The sequence below is a fragment of the Sinomicrobium endophyticum genome, from assembly GCF_052983315.1.
This window is the reverse complement of sequence record NZ_JBRKIS010000041.1, coordinates 163,792-178,424: the sequence shown is the minus strand read 5'-3', so window position 1 is coordinate 178,424 and position 14,633 is coordinate 163,792. Positions and strand designations below refer to the sequence as shown.

9 protein-coding genes are annotated in these 14,633 nt (G+C 42.6%); 6 read left to right on the top strand and 3 right to left on the bottom strand.

The genetic code is table 11. The annotated features are described in order from the left end of the window. Nucleotides 1–103 precede the first annotated feature (103 nt). Together ACVBDU_RS16020 and dinB are read right to left on the bottom strand one after the other, a co-directional pair. Nucleotides 104–3,085, bottom strand: coding sequence for a DNA polymerase III subunit alpha (locus ACVBDU_RS16020; protein WP_447180733.1), 2,982 nt, complete (start codon nucleotides 3,083–3,085; stop codon nucleotides 104–106). Next, nucleotides 3,085–4,299, bottom strand: a complete 1,215-nt coding sequence (gene dinB / locus ACVBDU_RS16015; RefSeq protein ID WP_447180810.1) for a DNA polymerase IV — start codon at nucleotides 4,297–4,299, stop codon at nucleotides 3,085–3,087. The genes ACVBDU_RS16020 and dinB overlap by 1 nt, the downstream gene beginning before the upstream one ends. A gap of 119 nt (nucleotides 4,300–4,418) precedes the next feature. Between dinB and ACVBDU_RS16010 the strand changes: the two genes are divergently transcribed. Continuing rightward, nucleotides 4,419–5,174 carry an SOS response-associated peptidase gene (locus ACVBDU_RS16010; RefSeq protein WP_447180732.1) on the top strand — a complete coding sequence of 252 codons (756 nt, stop codon included), beginning with the start codon at nucleotides 4,419–4,421 and terminating at the stop codon, nucleotides 5,172–5,174. Between the two features lie 14 nt (nucleotides 5,175–5,188). Next, the gene (locus ACVBDU_RS16005; protein ID WP_447180731.1) at nucleotides 5,189–5,635 is read left to right on the top strand and encodes a hypothetical protein; all 447 of its coding nucleotides are present in this window, start codon (nucleotides 5,189–5,191) and stop codon (nucleotides 5,633–5,635) included. Nucleotides 5,636–5,778: 143 nt separating this feature from the next. Here ACVBDU_RS16005 and ACVBDU_RS16000 read toward each other — a convergent pair whose 3' ends face one another. Next, nucleotides 5,779–7,575 carry a ParB/RepB/Spo0J family partition protein gene (locus tag ACVBDU_RS16000; protein WP_447180730.1) on the bottom strand — a complete coding sequence of 599 codons (1,797 nt, stop codon included), beginning with the start codon at nucleotides 7,573–7,575 and terminating at the stop codon, nucleotides 5,779–5,781. 516 nt (nucleotides 7,576–8,091) lie between these two features. Between ACVBDU_RS16000 and ACVBDU_RS15995 the strand changes: the two genes are divergently transcribed. From ACVBDU_RS15995 to ACVBDU_RS15980, 4 genes are all read left to right on the top strand, one after another. Further along, a complete protein-coding gene (locus ACVBDU_RS15995) occupies nucleotides 8,092–8,526 on the top strand; it encodes a hypothetical protein (protein WP_447180729.1) in 435 nt (144 codons plus the stop codon). 79 nt (nucleotides 8,527–8,605) lie between these two features. Further along, nucleotides 8,606–11,728: an SIR2 family protein gene (locus ACVBDU_RS15990; protein ID WP_447180728.1), complete on the top strand. Its 3,123-nt coding sequence runs from the start codon at nucleotides 8,606–8,608 to the stop codon at nucleotides 11,726–11,728. A gap of 383 nt (nucleotides 11,729–12,111) precedes the next feature. Beyond that, nucleotides 12,112–13,602 (top strand): protein NO VEIN domain-containing protein, encoded by a 1,491-nt coding sequence (locus ACVBDU_RS15985; protein WP_447180727.1) that lies wholly within the window; start codon nucleotides 12,112–12,114, stop codon nucleotides 13,600–13,602. 136 nt (nucleotides 13,603–13,738) lie between these two features. Next, a complete protein-coding gene (locus tag ACVBDU_RS15980) occupies nucleotides 13,739–14,428 on the top strand; it encodes a hypothetical protein (protein WP_447180726.1) in 690 nt (229 codons plus the stop codon). Nucleotides 14,429–14,633: the final 205 nt, after the last annotated feature.

Sequence of the window (14,633 nt, the reverse complement as noted above, 5' to 3'; positions counted from 1 at the left end):
AAACCTTGGTCTTGAACTTCGGGGTAAATTTTCTTCGTGTCATATTGAGTAAACTTAACTTACTGTCCTAATTTTTTGGGGAATTATACTTTTATTCCCTCTACTATTTGGTCTTAACCATTACCCCTGAAATTTGCCTGGGGTCCGGTTTCAGCGGCTGTTTTTTGGTGGCCATAACCTCTAAACTATAATGCCCAAACTCCTCGGTCACCGTTCCATAACAGGCATAGATACCCTTACCATGAATGGGTGTTTGGTCCATGGCCTGCGGAAAGTGGACACAATCAAAGAAATTCCCCTCCAGGTCGAGCATGGTGGTAAAGCGCATGACCTCCCCCTTGGAGGTGGTATTGGTGCGGGTATGCACCATGGCTCCATAGACCAGTATCTTTTTGTTCAAATGGTCCGGAAAATCTTTGTAAACAAGCCGGCTCTTTGGCTCCCCGTCCATCAGGGCATAGTACCCGCACAAGGGGAAACTCAATAGTTCCAGTTGGTCGTAGGCATCCTCAACGGGGTGGGAGGGCAACTGGGGCAACTTGAAGTTCCGGTGCCTGGGCTTGAACAGCAGTGTTTGGGGCGTGCGTTTCCCATAGGCCCGGGTCTTGAACACCGCATGCCAAAGGACTTCCTTTTTTGGGATGCCAAAACATCGGAAGGCATCGATACGCACCAATATGGAGAGCTGTTCGATGGAGATGGGCACCCGGTCGATAAAATCATCAAAGTCCCGGAACTTGCCATGGAGCTGCCGTTCGGTCAGCAAGCGCTGGATGACAGGCCGTTCAAGATCCCTCAGGTTTCCCAATCCCAGGTAGATGTTACGGCCATGTATGACATTGATATGGTCGCTCAGGTTGATACAGGGCGGGAGGATGGAAGCCCCCCACATTTTGGCCTCATGGACATAGAGCTCCATATCGTAAAAGCCACCGCCATTGTTGAGCACTGCCACCATGAACTCCAGCGGAAAATAACACTTCAGGTAAAGGCTCTGGTAGCTTTCCACGGCATAGGAGGCGGAATGTCCCTTGGCAAAGGCATAGCCCGCAAAACTCTCGATCTGCTCCCAGACCATGTTGGTCAAAGCGGCATCGTGACCCCTTTCCTTACAGTTGGCAAAGAACTTGGTCCTTACGGCCTGGAATTCCTCTCTTGAGCGAAACTTGCCGCTCATGCCCCTGCGCAGGACATCGGCCTCACCCAGGTCCAGCCCTGCGAACAGGTGGGCCACTTTCAGCACGTCCTCCTGATAGACCATGATGCCATGGGTCTCGGGCATGATTTCCAGGAGAATGGAATTAGCCTGCTTCCGGCGTTCCGGTTCCCGCTCCCTACGGATATATTCATCCTTCATCCCAGAGGAGGATACCCCGGGGCGGATGACGGAACTGGCGGCCACCAGCCCGAGGTAGTCATGGGTGCCCAGTTTTTTCATCAGTCCCCGCATGGCCGGGGACTCCACATAATAGGCCCCTATGGCCCGGCCCTCGCTCAGCAGGCGGTTGATGTTGGGGTCCCGTTTGAGGCGTTCCACATCCTTGATGTCCCACAGTTCCGCTTCGGGCCGGTTCTGCCGGATAATCGAGACGGCCTCCTTGATCTTGGCCAGTCCACGTTGTCCCAGGATGTCGAACTTGAATATGCCCACATCCTCGGCAATAATCATATCGAACTGTACCGTCGGAAACCCTTTGGGTGGTAGGGTAGTGGCAGAATAATAGTGTTCGGACCGGTCCAAGATTAAGATTCCCGAGGAATGTACGCTGACGTAGTTGGGCATACCATGAATATAGGTGGCGTATTTCAAAACCAGTTTGGAGAGCTCATCCAGGCCGTCGTGTTGGATACGGTTCGAGACCAGTTTGTCAATCTCTTCCTTGGGCAGTCCGAACACCTTGCCCAGTTCCCGGACGGCGGCCCGGTACTTAAAGGTGTTATAGGTTCCCAGCAGGGCCACATGGTCAAAACGTTTAAAGATATAGGCCGTGACATCGTCCCGGTCCCATGTCGAAAAATCAATATCGAAATCGGGGGGCGAGGCCCGAAAGGGGTTGATGAACCGTTCGAAATACAGGTCCAGTTCGATGGGGTCCACATCGGTGATACAGATGAGATAGGCCACCAGGCTATTGGCCCCGCTGCCCCTTCCCACATAGGGATAGTCCCTGGACCGGGCATAGGAAACAATGTCGTGGTTGATCAGGAAATAGGATACGAAGTCCAGTTTCCGGATGGTTTCCAGTTCCCGTTCCATCCGTTCCCTGACGGTGTCGGAAGGATTGGCATAACGCCTGGGCAGCCCTGCTTCGGCGAGTTCCCGCAATTTTTGGAAATCGGCCTCTTTCGAGTCCAGGAAGCGGGATTGGTTCTGGGAGATTCTGTCCTTGCCAAACCCGAAATCAAGGGTACAGTCCTCCAGCAATTTGCGGGTGTTGGCCAAGATGTGGGGAAAGTCGGCCAACAGTTCTTCCACTTCCGGAACGGGACGCATGGTATCGTCCTGACTGCCTTGTTCCGATTGGGGCAGTTTACTGAGCAGGGTATTCAGCCCGATGGCCCTGAGCAACCGATGGGTATTAAAATCCTTTTTGTTCCTGAAAGTCACGGGCTGCAAGAGCACCAGTCTATCGTGATCATCCCGGTAATGGGAAAAGCGCAGTTTGCGGAGTTCCCCCAGGGATACCCCTATAAACTCACAATCCCGGAACCGGGTCCGTTCCTCTTTCAGCACCTTTTCAAAGGGATGGATGATATAGGCATTAGCAAAGGCAGGGGCATCAGGGGCTATGGGCTTTCCCGAATGCAGGTGCCCGGACAGAAAGGCATTGAGTTCCCGGAAGCCTTCATGGTTTTGGGCCAGTGCGACAAACTGCTGCTGATTGCCGTTCCTGAAATCAATGCCCACCACGGGCTTGATGCCCTGTATCCGGGCCAAGCGCACAAAGTTCATGGCCGCAGAGGTATTGTTGATGTCGGTCAATGCCAGTGCCCGGACCCCATGGGCTTCGGCCAGGGCCAACAGTTCCGCTTCGGAAAAAGTTCCGTAGTTCAGGGAGTAATATGAATGGCAGTTCAGGTACATTATTGCTGTCTATGGGCCAATAAAACAGGGGGCTTTCCATCAAAAGGGTTCCCGCCCCTTCCGATGGTACGGGCACCCAGGGCCGAGGCCCGCATCAGGGCGGATTCCCCGAAGCGGTTGCGAATCTTGTCCATGGCCTGGTAGAGGTCCAGGCGCTTGTCGCTGTCCTCGAACAGGTCTATCTGGTAATGGCCGCCCACGATATGGCTGTAGTTGACCCCTACCAACCGGATGAGCATCCTGCGCTGGTACAGGGTATGGAACAATTCCCGGACCAGGGGGATAAGGATGTGGTCGGCACTGGTATAGGGTATGCGTTTCTGTTTGGTATAGGTCTGGAAATCGGAATACCGAATTTTAATGCTGACACAGCCCGTCATTTTCTGGCCACGCCGCAATTGGTAGGCCAGGTTCTCGGCCATGGCCACCAGTGTGGTTTCCAGTTTGTCCATATCAATGGTGTCCCTTCCGTAGGTACGCTCGGAAGAAATAGATTTTCGTTCATGGAAGGGGACAAGGGGCGGGTTATCCAGTCCGTGGGCCCGCATCCAGATGGTACGCCCGTGCGCACCAAAGCCACTTTCCATCATTTCCAGGGGCAGTTCCTGAAGGGTGCGGATGGTGGTGACCCCCATATTGGACAACAGCCCATAGGTCTTTTCCCCGACGGAGGGCAGTTTCCGGATGGAGAGCGGGGCCAGGAACTCCCTTTCATAGCCCAGGTCGATCTTCATCTGGTTGTTGGGCTTGGCCTCCCCGGTGGCCACTTTGGAGACCACCTTGTTCTTGGACAGTCCGAAGGAGATGGGCAGCCCGGTTTCCTTCAATATCCGCTGCCGTAGTTCTGAAGCATACTTATAACAACCGAAAAAGCGGTCCATGCCCGAAAGGTCAGCATAGAACTCGTCCACGCTGGCCTTTTCAAAAACGGGCACACTTTCCCGGATAATTTCTGTGACATTATCCGAAAACTTCATATAAGTGCCTGCATTGCCCTTGATGACCGTGGCCTCCGGGCAGAGCCTGCGGGCCACTTTCATGGACATGCCCGAATGCACCCCGAAACGCCGGGTCTCATAGCTGCATGCCGCCACAACCCCCCGGTCGCCCAGGCCACCGACAAGTAGGGGCCGTTTCATCAAACGGGTGTCCAGCAGTCGTTCACAGGACACGAAAAAGGTGTCCAGGTCCATATGGAGAATTGTAGTGCTCATCATCAAAAATATGGATATATTCCAAGTAAATGGAAAATATCCAAAATTACAAAAGAAGAAACGTTGTTTCCAAACTTTAACAATTTTACTTATCTTATTAGTGTTTAATCCACCTCGATATGTGTTACTCTACCAGACAGACCAGGGAACGCAAGGAACTGGAGAAATTGTTGTCGGTCAAGGCCATGTACGGTGACCTTGACACCGACCTGGAACTCATTTATTTTCATGCCAACGGATGGAGCCACCCGGTGATGTGGGCCGTGACCCAGGAGGAACCCCGGTACCTGTTACCGACCATGTGGGGCATTATGCCACCTCGGGAAAACCAGCGGGATTATAAGGCATACTTCAGCAATCCCAAGACCTTTGGGGGACTGAACGCCAAGTCCGAAAAACTCTTTGATCATTTTATCTACCGGTATTGTTGGGAACAGCAGCGCTGTCTGATTCCCGTGGATGGCTTTTTTGAACCGCACAACACCCATGTAAAGGTCAAGGGCAAGGATTTTAAGGTCCCGTTTTATTTCCGACGGAAGAACGGGGATCCCTTGTACCTGGCGGGCATCTATACCAATACCGCGGATGGCCGCAGGACCTTTACTGTATTGACCAAGGAGGCCGGTCCGAAGTATGGGGAGATTCACAATGAAAAAAAAAGAAGGCCTGTCATCATGGATGAAGAAAATCTGGAATCCTGGCTATACCCCGGTAACACGGAATCCGATGTACAGGACATTATGGAGGACGACCTGTGGGAAGGGGAACTGGAAGCTTACCCGGTAACACGCGACCTGTACAGCAGGAGTGTGGATTCCAACTATCCGGGAATAATTGAAAAGGTGGACTACCCGGAAGTATCCATTGAGTACTGAGAAAGAAAACCCTGATGGGAAAGCAAAAGAAGAAATATCCGGAGATTACCAGAGGCCAGTTCTTTAAGGTGGACGGGGAATTTTATGAGATCATCGATATCAAGGTCACCTCGGTGGAATCGCCGACAAAGTTCATGACCATGCTATATTTCAGGAGTAAAGATCCGGACAGTGAGAAACCATTCTTCAGTGAACAGGTCGAAACGGTCCTTTCAGACCCTGCTTTCGAACGGGCTGTCATCTGGAACTACGCAAAACTCAGGGAATGGTGCCAAAAGGTCCCGGGAGGGGTCAGCACCCGCCTACAGAATATTCTATGGCGCATTTGCAATGAGGAGGATGAAGTATCTCCCTTGATGTTGACCAAAGAAGAGTTTCTGACTATAGAGAACGCCGGGGAAAAAACATGGAAGGAATTCGAAAGGGCCAAAAGGCTCTGTCCTGAAGGTTCCATAAAATAAATAAGGGCAAATAAAGGTTTCCCTGGACGATGGAATTAAAGCTCCATACATCTCCATTGCATAATAAAAAAAGAACCCCAGTGTGAATAAATAAAAAAGAGTCCGGTTTCCCCGAACCCTTTTAATATCACCCATTCTGAGGACTAACCTTTCAGGGCCTTGACCTGTTGCTGAAGTTCCTTGATCCGCTCCATCAACCTTTTCTCCCGCTTTTTCCTGTCCTTGTCGTACCGGACCTCGATGGCTTCGATATCCTTTTTATGGTACTCCTTCATGGCCGAATAAAAACTGATATTGGTCCAGTCATTGGTATGGTTGCTTTCCCCGAAATGCACCTGTTTGGTGAGCAGTAAACGGATGAGCCTGTTGAGGGTCGCCTCTTTAAAGTCCTTCCTGAAATGGGCCACGATCTCTTCCCTGGACATATTGCCCGTATCCCCGAAGAAGTTTTGAAAATACTGGCTTTGATCGTGGTATCCGATATTGTTCTGGTATAGGGAGATGGCAAAGGCGGCCATTTCGTCAGTGGACAGGGGTTTGTCCATATTGATATATTCGGTATCGCGTACCATCTGTACCACTTCCTCGAAGAGTTTGTTGTTCTCGATCTCTTTTTTGCGATCTTCCCGTGCCTCGATTTTGGCAATCTGCTCTTCCGGGGTACACTCGTCCATCCTCCGTTTTTCCAGGGGTAGGGCATGGGCTTCTTCCTCCTCGGCTGTTTCTTTGACCTTTACATAGATCTCCTCTGTGTGGTAGGAATCGGTGTGGATAAAGAACCCATGTTCAAATCCATGGTCTTCGGCGGTATCGAAACGTTCCTGTGCCAGCATGTGTTCCTGCATGGCTTCATCCAGTTCGTCTTGTAGTTCCTCGTCGTTGAGATCACGGTATTGGTTTTCCTCCTTGATACTTTTCAGGGTCGGTTCTACGGGTTTTTCAATGATTTCCAAAGCGTCGGGAAGGTGGACGGTGAACCCGTGTTCTTCCAAATGGGCGATGAACAACTGGTTGCGTTCCTCGTCCTTCCAATAGTACCTGATCTTGGGAACCAGTCGGAACCCTTCCTTTTTGGCCCTTTCGATGAGATTCATCAAGGTTTTGGTCTTCTTGTTCTCGAAACAGGCCGTGCGGGTACAAACCATGTGGCCTTCCCCGAAGAGATTGCCCTGGTTGGCGGCGTTAAAAGGACAGAGGGTACAGGACCCGGCCTTGGGGAGCAATTTGTCGTCGGCGAGGTCGAAGGGTGCCTTGGACAGGTCAAAGGTCTGGTTGTCCACCATCCGCTTGACTTGGTTGGCGTTGAACTTCCCTTCGAGACTTTCCAGCATCATCTGTTGTTCCCCGGGTTCAAAAAGCGCGACGGCCACACCGAGGCCCAGGGACATTTCTCCAGTCCTGACAAATGCCTTGAACCCTTCGATCAGGCCTGCCAGTTTGAGGCGTTGCCTAACGAAGTTTTCCGAGCGGCCCAACCGTTTGGCGATTTCCATGGGGTCGTACCTATCCGTAAGGAAGGCAATGGCCTCCGCTTCTTCGGTGGGTTCCACATCCTTGCGTTGTAGGTTCTCGATGATCTGTACCTCCAGAACATCGTTGTCGGCATATTCCCTGACCATGGCCGGAATGGTCTTTAGTCCCGCCAGCTTACTGGCCCGAAACCGGCGTTCCCCCATCACGATGATGAAGTTCTTTCCAGTCTTCCGGACGGTGATGGGCTGAAGTACGCCATACTCCTTAATGCTCTGGGCAAGCTGTTGGAGACTCTCGCCGTTGAGGGTCTTCCTGGGTTGGTCGGGATCGATGGCAATTGATGCCAGATCCAGGTTCTGGACCTGTAGGGGAGTGCCCTTCCCCACATTTGTTTTGGAGTTGACCGGGCCGGCTTTTTTCCTCGCTGCGGTTTTCCGGGTTACCTTTTGTTTTGTCTTAGTTTCCATGATACATGAATTTATGGTTAAACAATATTTGAGGATTGCACCAAGCGGAAGACAAATTTTTGGAGCGGGAAGGAAACGGAATAAAAAGTGAGGGAGGAACGGCTTTATGCCGTCCCTTGTCCGAGAAAAGTTTGCGAGCTTAACTTTCGGGGATATTGTATGAGCATATATAATAGTACTGTTTTTGTCCTTGAACTACTGCTAAAGCTGACTTTTCATCCTGACCCATTATATGGAACGAAACTCCGGTTTCCATTTTAGATCTTTTTGGGAATATTTAGTATATTGGGTGTTTGTTTTTAACAGCCTTATTCTTATTAAAGTAAAAACCGGTTTTACTGGATGTTGCCAGTAAAAAGTCCCCCCTTCGCCTGGTTTAAAATGAAATTGGATATGCGATAGTGTATTGAAAAGGATAAAAACTCATTAAATGTTCCTTTAGTCCGCCACAAAGCGGGAAAAAACCGATAAGGGTTCCACATATAATCAAGTTAACGGCAATTTGAATAGCAACAAATGACAACTCAAGACATAATTTCAGCAATTGGACTAATTGGAATAGGAGGACTTATTAAAGGTCTTTTTGACTTTTTCATTGCTGAAAGAAAAAGAAAATCTGAAACAAAACATCAATTTAAAGAGATTAGATATAAGGCCATTATACTCCTTTGCTATGCATACGTCAACTTTGATGAAGAAGGAACAAATCTTATAGTTCAGAGACCGGATATCAATTCAAGGGAAAGATTATTCAATGAATTGAACGCGGAATGGATTAATATGACCCTTTATGCTTCAGATAAAGTTTTATTAGCTATGAAAAAATTTCTTGAATCCTTAAACCCACCAGAATTTAATGAATTGATTTTGACGATGAGGAAAGATCTTTATGGAATTAAGACCAGTATTAAAATGGATAATTTAAACCTGCTAAAAGTAAATAAGTCATGAACTATAGAAAAGCTGAAATTGTGCTTAGTCTAAGAAAGTTCTAATATCCATCAATTATACTCTTGAAAAGTTAAAATATATGAATCAATTACAATTTGATGAATTTCTGAGGTCTGTTGCAATAAGTAAGAATGATACCTATGCTCTTTTATTTGGAGCCGGGACTTCAATTAGCTCAGGAATTCCTTCAGCAAATGATTGCATTTGGGATTGGAAAGGAGCAATTTATAAAAGTAATAACTCTTCAACTAATGACTGGATAGACAACTATAGAAATCCTAAAGTTCAGAAAACTATACAAGCATGGTTGGACAATCAAGGTTGTTATGTAGAGAATGGGAGTAAAGATGAGTATTCATTTTATGCTAAGAAGTGTTTCCCAATAGATAAGAATAGAAGCCAATATTTTCAAAAAATTTGTTCAAACGTAAAACCCGCTATTGGGTATAGAACTATTCCTTTATTAGCTAAGCAGGGAATATTGGATTCTGTTTGGACTACGAATTTAGATGATTTGGTTATGAATTCTTGTGTACTTGGTGGTGTGCAAGGGATAGAAATATCACTGGATACAGTAAACCGAATAAATCAACGAACTCAGAATAGAACGGAGTTGCCAATTATAAAACTACATGGCGATTTTAAATATGGTGACTTAAAAAATACAGATGAAGAATTACAAAGGCAAGATGAAACCTTTAGACAAAAGCTTATTGATTATTTAAGTGATAAACATTTAATTGTTCTCGGTTATAGTGGCCGAGATTTGTCGTTAATGAATGCTTTAAAAGATGCTTATTCTAAAAAAGGTGGCGGTATATTGTTTTGGTGTGGTTACCACAATAATTATAGCAAAGATGTTTCGGATTTAATCGAACATGCGAATAAAAACAACAGACAAGCGTTTTATGTGCCCACTGATGGTTTTGATAATACCATGCTCAACATTACCAAGTTAGTAGTTGAAGGGGATTCTGAATTAAAAAAAGAACTTACTACAATACAACAATCAAATAAAAGTAATGGCGTATTTACCCCATTTAATTTAAAACTACCAAGGATTAATAAGGTATTGAAAAGTAATTGTTTTCCATTAAAATTCCCTGATGAAGTCTTTGTCTTTAATGCAAATTTGGAAGGAAAACCATGGGAAATTGTTAATGATATCGCTCTCAAAAATAGTGATATATCAGCGATACCATATGAAGATAAAATATGGGCTTTTGGCACTTTGGAAGTCGTGAAAGTAGCTTTTGCTTCAGTTATTTCAGGGGATATCGCTAGAAAGCCATTAGCAGATACTAGAATTTATCATTCAGGGATAAATTCTCTAATGTTAACAGCAATATGCAAACTTTTGGCATTACCTAAAGGTTTAAAAACAAATTTTAAGGATAAAATATGGTCGGACCAATATCAAAATATCGCCAACCAAAAGGTATATAATGCAATAAAGCTGTCAATAGAGAAAGTAAATGGCGAGTTTTATCTCACTCTTAATCCTAGTTTTAAATTGGAAAAGGATGACATTGCAAAAGATATAATTCAGAAGGTAGGTATTTCATTTTATCATAAAATTTGGAATAGTAAATTCAATGATTATGTTGAAAAATGGAGAAAAATACTGTTTACAAAAGAGAAATATGAATTTCCAGATAATTCTGGTAGTGGATTTAGTTTTAAAATTGGCAAAGCTCCAATCTTCACTAATATCTGTGACTTAAATAATGGTTATACCAACCCTCACAATGTCCCTAAAAGTTTTATTAAACTTCGAGGCATACAATTTAAAGAATCTTCATTGTTATTTTCAACAAAACATGGGAATAACCATGCTACAGATATCCATCCTATGCGCGGGTTAATTGAGAATAAACCTTTTGAAACAAATTTGAATACATTCTTGGATACTACCATCAAATTAGGTGTAATTTCCCCAGACGAAGATTCAAAGACTGTATTTGAATTCCTATCTAAACAGAATCAAGAGATCCCAAAATTTAGTGAAAAGGAAGATTATATTATTGATTTCAAGGGCTTCTATAATACATATGGTTTAAGTCTTAATATACCAGAGCCCGAATCAAATGATTGGGAAACTATTCCTGAACCAAAAAGTAATATTATTCAGGAAAACATTCATGAAATAAAACGAAATATTTGTGATAAAATCACGAAGCTGAATGCTTCTGGCAATCAAAATGTTTTGATAATATATATACCCGAAAGATGGGAAAGCTTCACTGGTTATCATGAAAACGGAGAATCATATGATTTACATGATTATATTAAGGCATTCTGTGTTGAGAAAAGAGTTACGTCACAATTTATTCGTGAAAAGACTATAAAGGATACGAAACAGAGTTGTCAAATTAATTGGTGGTTATCATTATCATATTTTGTTAAATCTTTAAGGACACCTTGGATATTAAGTAATACCGACAAAACGACTGCCTTTGCTGGAATTGGTTATAGTATTGATTCAAAGCGAGATGATAAAGGTCACATAATTCTAGGATGCAGTCATATTTATAGTTCTACTGGTGAAGGTTTAAAATATAAATTATCTAAGATAAGTAACGAGAAGATTCAATGGAGACACAAGAAACCGCACTTGGGTTATGATGATGCCTATGAATTTGGTAAAAATGTTATAAACCTTTTTTATGAATCAATGAATGAATTACCCAAGAGAGTTGTGATTCATAAAAGAACCTTCTTTACAGCAGAAGAGAAACAAGGTATTTTGGATAGTTTGTACGATAATACGAATATTGATTCAGTGGATTTGGTTGAAATTAACTTCGAAGATGATATTAAATATGTTTCTAGCAAAATTAGAAATGGCAAAACAGAAATTGATGGTTATTCTGTTTCTAGGGGAACCTGCATACAATTAAATGCAAGTGAAGCACTTCTTTGGGCACATGGAGTTGTTCCTTCTGTAAAAAATCCTAAGTTCAATTTCTATCCAGGTGGCCGGTATATACCTAAACCACTAAGGATAATAAAGCATCATGGTACAGGAAGTTTAGAACAAATTGCAAATGAAATTTTAGGCTTAACCAAAATGAATTGGAATTCATTGAATATGTATTCTCAGTTACCCGCAACTATTTCATCTTCAAATGATATTGCAAGAATTGGTAAACTGATTGAAAACAAAGAAAAAATAGATTATGACTATAGGTACTTTATTTAATTTAAAGTACATCTAAAGAAATGGGGTGGATTGGTTGCTATTTGTAGTTGTTTTAGAATTCGGAGGGGGATTCCCGAATGGGGCTTGAACCACTTGGAGAAATAGGTTTTGCCTTCGAACACCATAGCAAATTCGATTTTGGCCATTGAATTGCCAGAAAGCATCATTATTCTAATTGTCTTAAGTAGCAATCGTTCATTTGATGAGTTTACTGGTATTTTTCCCAAGGCTGTACGATCCGGTTCAAATGCTTTGTTGGATGTACATCCTTTCGGCGTAAAGGAATGGGATTTGCTTTTGATGAAATGTTGTGGCAAGTGGACCTTAACATGCTAGTGAAAAAATTTGAAAGTTTAAAATGATATTTATTTAAACGCAACATAATGAATGAAAAAGTAAGGGCATATCTTATTGAAGCAGCAAGGCAGAAAGAAAAGTTTGTTTTTTACAGCAATGTGGTTAAGGATTGCGGTTTGGATATAGATATCAGTACCGAATTAGGAAGAAGGCAATTGAGTCAAGTTCTAGGAAAAGTCTCAGAATACGAAAACAAGCAGATGCCGCCAAGACCATTGTTGAGTGCTCTTGCTATTTACAAATTTCCAAAAGGGGACTATCATGGTGATGGCTTTTATAGAATTGCAGAGCAATTGGGAATTGGAAAGCACAAAGACCTAAAAGCTGATATGTTTGGCATTAAAGAAGCTGATAAATGTCGCAACTTTTGGCAACAGGAAAGCAATTTTATAAAGTTTGCTTCTCCGTATAACGAAAGTAGACTAAAGAATGAAATGAAATTCTTCAATCTGGAAGAGTTAGACTTTTTAAGGCGTTGGCAATTGAGACCTTACAATTCAAAAGATAAGGTGCATACTGAAGCTAAGGAATTTATAATGAATACGATTTGGAAAAAAAGTATCTACTTAGGAAAAGAAATAACAAATCAATTGCCAGACTTTACCATGGAAGTGAAAAAGATCTGGCACAAATTGGGAAGGAAAGAGGAAGCAGGAAAGAAGGTTCCTGCAATACAGTTCAAGCATTATACGTGGGTTAAAATTGGACGAAACATTAATAGGGGCAAACAGATTTTTTTCACATTCGGTGTTGATGCTCATCCAGACACGGAAGCATTCGTGTATAAACTTGATTGCCAAAGAATACGAGGAGAAAATCTTTCGAAGCTTCAAATAGAGTTGTTCAATTCATTAATTCCTAACACATCGAGGTGGAATACTATTGCTTTTGAGGATTTGGTAAATCTAAATTGGCAATCACTCACCACCATTTGTGTGAATTTTATAAACCAAAACCTGACCTACTATGATGCGGCTATAGACGCAGTTTATAATGGATTAATCCAACCAACAATTTTCAAGAACAAGCTTTTAAAACGAGAAAAACCCAAAAATGGCTATGAAAAAATGCCCGAAAGTAAAAAGGAATTTAACGGAATTGATGTGGATTTTCATAGCAAGGCCAAAGAGCAAAAGGAATTAGGGAATAAAGGAGAAGAATTGGTGAAGTTGAGTGAAATTGAATTCCTAAAGAGGAAGAAGTTGTTCAGTGAAGCTAACAGGGTTAAGATAGTAAAGGACGGTGAAGGTTATGATGTATTCTCATATGATGAATTTGGGAATGAAAAGTTCATAGAAGTCAAAACAACGACTGGAAAAGAATATACGCCATTCTTTCTTAGTGAAAATGAAATTGAATTTATGCATTTACATAAAAAACAATACTGTATATATCGGGTTTTCAATTTTGATGTAGAAAATAATTTTGCAGAGTTTTATGAATTAAGTGGGGACATAGAAAGTCAATTGCTAATGAAGCCGACCCAGTATAAAGTTTTGATAAAGAAAGAAGTTTGATCGAATTTTGAGATTTAGTGGATGTGGAAGCTAAATTCAAAAGGGAGCTCAAGTTCCTGTAATGATAAACAATAGTTGAATAAATTGTGAGTCGGAGTTTGATTATAAAATTAAGTTATTAATTGAAAATAGAAAGATGATTCAAAAAGTGTTATATCAACATTATGTAAATCAAGAGGAGGTAAGATTGATTACATTTAATAAGAATAGTGAAAATGAAATTGATAAAGATAAGTATGAAGAGGCTATTTTGGATACAAGAAAGAGGTTGGATGTGAAACTAATTAACGGAAAATGTAGCCAATTCATTATCGAACAAATAGCTAGGCACCGTATGAATATTGGAGAAAAATATAGTGGTAAAATTGAGTTTTATAACGCATCAGAAATATTAGATATGATTGAGCGACTTGAAAACAATAGGAGTATGTACACGGATTTTACAGGTCTGGTTCTTAATGGGTTCTCAAAAATACACCATGGTGCATATTCAGGTCTTGGTTATTCTCTTGTGAGGAATATAAGAGAATTTTGGTTCAAAAAAGGAGTAATACGAAAGGAGCGGCAAGAGGATTTTAAAAGAATCTTATTGAAACATGAAGTTGACGGAATTTCTGCCATTGCAATCGCAATGCAATCATATGCTTTAAATACAAGGGAGTTGAAAGGAGAATGGATCATCTTCAAACAGTTGGATAATAAGAAATATTATTTGTGCTTGGCTAGTCATACTGAAAAAGACGAAATTATCTATGAAACTAAATTAAAAAAATGCCTGATGGAATACCCTGAACTGATATACAATAGAAATTCTTCCTGTATATAACCCAATTCTGTCTAAGTTTTGCAATAGTTTTAGTTTAATTCCAAAACTTAGGAAAAGGATATGTTTGGATTAGCAGCGGAACGTGTCTTCGTTGTTTGTTTGCAATAATGAAATGAATAAATAATCTTGAAGCGATGGTGAAATTTAAATAATGTTCATTATATTTGAATGTTCATGTTTCATGAACAAAGGGTTAAAATGAACA